4 protein-coding genes and 3 tRNA genes are annotated in these 3,217 nt (G+C 56.3%); all 7 read right to left on the bottom strand.

Annotated features, from left to right (window positions below):
• Positions 1-386, bottom strand: a 386-nt coding sequence (locus FS665_RS23080) for a GTP-binding protein (RefSeq protein WP_178083416.1), incomplete at its 3' end; no start/stop codon positions are given.
• A 78-nt stretch (positions 387-464) separates the two neighbouring features.
• A tRNA-Thr gene (locus tag FS665_RS23075) sits at positions 465-540 on the bottom strand.
• A 29-nt stretch (positions 541-569) separates the two neighbouring features.
• Positions 570-643 (bottom strand) — tRNA-Gly (locus tag FS665_RS23070).
• A 24-nt stretch (positions 644-667) separates the two neighbouring features.
• Positions 668-751 (bottom strand) — tRNA-Tyr (locus FS665_RS23065).
• A gap of 152 nt (positions 752-903) precedes the next feature.
• A complete protein-coding gene (locus FS665_RS23060) occupies positions 904-1,329 on the bottom strand; it encodes a hypothetical protein (RefSeq protein ID WP_145193648.1) in 426 nt (141 codons plus the stop codon).
• Positions 1,330-1,336: 7 nt separating this feature from the next.
• Positions 1,337-2,086, bottom strand: a complete 750-nt coding sequence (locus tag FS665_RS23055; protein ID WP_145193646.1) for a pantothenate kinase — start codon at positions 2,084-2,086, stop codon at positions 1,337-1,339.
• On the bottom strand, positions 2,076-3,035 hold the full coding sequence (birA, locus tag FS665_RS23050; RefSeq protein WP_145193644.1) for a bifunctional biotin--[acetyl-CoA-carboxylase] ligase/biotin operon repressor BirA: 960 nt from the start codon (positions 3,033-3,035) through the stop codon (positions 2,076-2,078). The genes FS665_RS23055 and birA overlap by 11 nt, the downstream gene beginning before the upstream one ends.
• Positions 3,036-3,217 lie beyond the last annotated feature (182 nt).

The raw sequence follows: 3,217 nt of genomic DNA, 5'->3' as shown, positions 1-3,217 counted from the left end.
GGAACGCCAACCTGACGGGACAGCAGGATGTGCTCACGGGTTTGTGGCATCGGACCATCGGCGGCCGAGCAAACCAGGATCGCGCCGTCCATCTGGGCAGCACCGGTGATCATGTTCTTCACGTAGTCAGCGTGACCTGGGCAGTCAACGTGAGCGTAGTGACGAATGTTCGAGTTGTACTCGACGTGAGCGGTGTTGATGGTGATACCGCGTGCTTTTTCTTCCGGAGCCGAGTCGATCTTGTCGAACTCAACGACTGCCGAACCGAATACTTCGGAGCAGACGCGAGTCAGAGCTGCGGTCAGAGTGGTCTTACCGTGGTCAACGTGGCCGATGGTGCCGACGTTAACGTGGGGAAGGGAACGATCAAACTTTTCCTTAGCCATCGAACAGTCCTCCGCAGAAGAAAATAGTCTTACGCTGATAAAACAAAGGCAGATATTTTCATATCTGCCTTGTTTATATGGAGCTCTTGAGCGGACTTGAACCGCTGACCTCACCCTTACCAAGGGTGTGCTCTACCAACTGAGCTACAAGAGCGAAACACTTTGTGCAAAATCCGGCAAACTTGGAGCGGGTAGCGGGAATCGAACCCGCATCATCAGCTTGGAAGGCTGAGGTTCTACCACTAAACTATACCCGCGGAGCTTGCGGCTCTCGCTAAAACTGGTGGAGGGAGAAGGATTCGAACCTTCGAAGCTCTCGCAACGGATTTACAGTCCGTCCCCTTTGACCGCTCGGGAATCCCTCCAGATGTGGCCGGCATTCTATTTGTCTGCCGCCCTAGTGTCAAGCATTTTTTCAAATTTTTTCAATCAAATCTGAAACTTAGCTGCATTGACACCGCTTCCAGTTCTGCCACCTAAGTGGTGTTCCCTGTGAAGCGGGCGCCATTCTATCAAGCTATTCAGCAGTTGCAATACCCTGGCAGAAAATAATTTTGTGTTTTAAGTCTTTGAAATCGTTGGAAAGAGTCTGGAGCACCGTTTGGTCCAATAATCGCTCGCTCTCAGGCGCAATCTTGACCCACAGGCCTTCCGCCCCAGGGATCTGTCCAGCCACCGTAGCGGCGTTGATATCAAGGCTGAGCAGGCGCTGACGCAGCGCCTCAAGCTGCTCCCGGCCAGCCAGCCCACCCACTACCAGGCATTCATCGCGCCGCCTTGCCGGCGTAGCGGCGCCGGTTTCCTTGAGTAAACGAATTTCCTGCTGATTGCCTTTGTACAGCGAAAGCGGCGCAACATCCTTGGCTTTCAGCGGGGCTTGCTGCTGGTGCCATACGTAATAGAAGACATTGAGCACCAACAACAGCAGAAACAACCAACGCATAAGCACCTCAGTCCAATGGACAGGCCATTGCCAGGCCGACGAAAACCAGGTCAGGAACCACACGCGCCTGCGGCGCGGCCTCGCGCACCAGCGGCGCATCGCCACCGGTAAGGAATACCGTGAAATCCGCCCCCCACAGCGCATGCGCCTGGTCAATCTGGGTGCGGGCAAAACCTTGCAACATCAATACGCAGCCTCGCTCTACCGCTTCAACAGTGGAACGCCCTGGCGCAAGACTGTTCATGGCACGCTCTGCCGACGCATCGTCGTAGCGGATGCGCCGAGTATGGGTACGCAGCTGGCTGCGCATCAACGGCATACCCGGACATATATAGCCACCTAGATGCTCACCATCGGCTGATACGAAGTCCGCTTTTGCCGCAGTGCCCAGGTCGATGACCAGGCATGCGCCTTTAGCCAGATGAAAAGCGCCTAGTACAGCGAGCCAGCGGTCCATGCCCAAGCGTTGGTAATCAGCGTAGCCATTGCGCACCCCGGCCATGCTCGGCGACGGCTCGGCGACTTTTGCCTCAACACAGAACGCGTTGGCAATAACCGCACAGAGCGCAGACGTTTCGTCCTCGCTGCGCACGCTGACGATCCTGCACCCTGTCAGTCGCAGCCCTGATAGCGCGCTCACCTCAGCCACCAGCGCTTGATCCGAGTCGACGATCCCGCCACCCACGATCGTGGCATCGGCGACATGTATCACCCGCCATTTTATGAAGCTATTGCCGCAGTCGAGCTCAAGAATCATCACGCAACCTCAAACTGAGCTCACCACCGCTGAAGCTCTTTTCTACACCATCAACTTCAAGACGCAATCCGCCCTGCCCGTCCACACCCAGCACGACACCGTGGATCTGGGAGCTGCCGGCAATCAGGGAAACCTGACGTCCTTGCCATACGTGTGACCGCTCCCATTCCTCCTGGAACGCTGCGAAACCATAACGTCGATGACGCGCGAGTTCATGGTGCAGCTGCTGGTTGAGGACGGCGACCAAGCGATTGCGATCAATCGCCGCACCCACCTCACGCTTGATCGATGTCCACTGCTGATCAACGTCGCCATTGCTCTGCATGTTCACGTTGATGCCAATACCCAGCACTACATGACAGACGTCGGCAGGATCTCCGACCAGCTCAAGCAGAATGCCGGTCACCTTCTGCCCTCGGATGAGCACGTCGTTTGGCCATTTAAGTCCGACATCCTTGACGCCGAAGCTTTGCAGGGTGCGCATGACAGCCAATCCAACCACCAGGCTTAGGCCTTCAAGCTGACGCATGCCGCCTTCAACCCGCAGGACCAGGCTGTAATACAGATTCTCGGCAAATGGACTTACCCACAGGCGACCACGTCGACCCCGGCCAGCGCTCTGGCGCTCAGCCAATACAATGAAGGGTGCCAACTGCCCCTTGCTGATTTGTCGCAAGGCTTCAGCGTTGGTTGAATCGATGGTTTCATGCACGACGACAGGCCACCTCTCACCCTGCGCGTACTGGTCAATCGCTTGTGGATCAAGCAAGCTCAGCGGCGCAGACAACTGGTAACCGCGTCCACGAATTTTATGGATGGTGAGGTTCAGGTCGCTTTCCAGGTGCTGCAGCTGTTTCCAAACGGCGCTGCGGCTTATCCCGAGGGCTGCCCCCAAGGCTTCTCCGGAATGGAACCGGCCATCCTTGAGGAGGTTCAACAACTTCAGCATGCCAATCTCGACTTGGAATAAGGCTGGCATGATAGCTAGGGGTCGTGAGCTTGCATAGGAAAAGGGCTGCAGACCCATCGCCAAGCCTGCGCATGACCGCGCTGAAAAGACAAAACCCCTACCTGCTCGCGCAGATAGGGGTTTTGCGAAATGAATCTTGACGATGACCTACTCTCACATGG

Source organism: Pseudomonas sp. URMO17WK12:I11, assembly GCF_007677725.1.
Classification (GTDB): Bacteria; Pseudomonadota; Gammaproteobacteria; order Pseudomonadales; family Pseudomonadaceae; genus Aquipseudomonas.
The sequence above is the reverse complement of the archived record's forward strand: the minus strand, read 5'-3'. Positions and strand labels throughout refer to the sequence as shown.

Excerpts from the sequence above, each read along its gene's own strand:
- FS665_RS23060 (WP_145193648.1), bottom strand. The coding sequence starts at position 1,329 with ATGCGTTGGTTGTTTCTGCTGTTGTTGGTGCTCAATGTCTTCTATTAC.
- FS665_RS23055 (WP_145193646.1), bottom strand. The coding sequence starts at position 2,086 with ATGATTCTTGAGCTCGACTGCGGCAATAGCTTCATAAAATGGCGGGTG.
- birA (WP_145193644.1), bottom strand. The coding sequence starts at position 3,035 with ATGCTGAAGTTGTTGAACCTCCTCAAGGATGGCCGGTTCCATTCCGGA.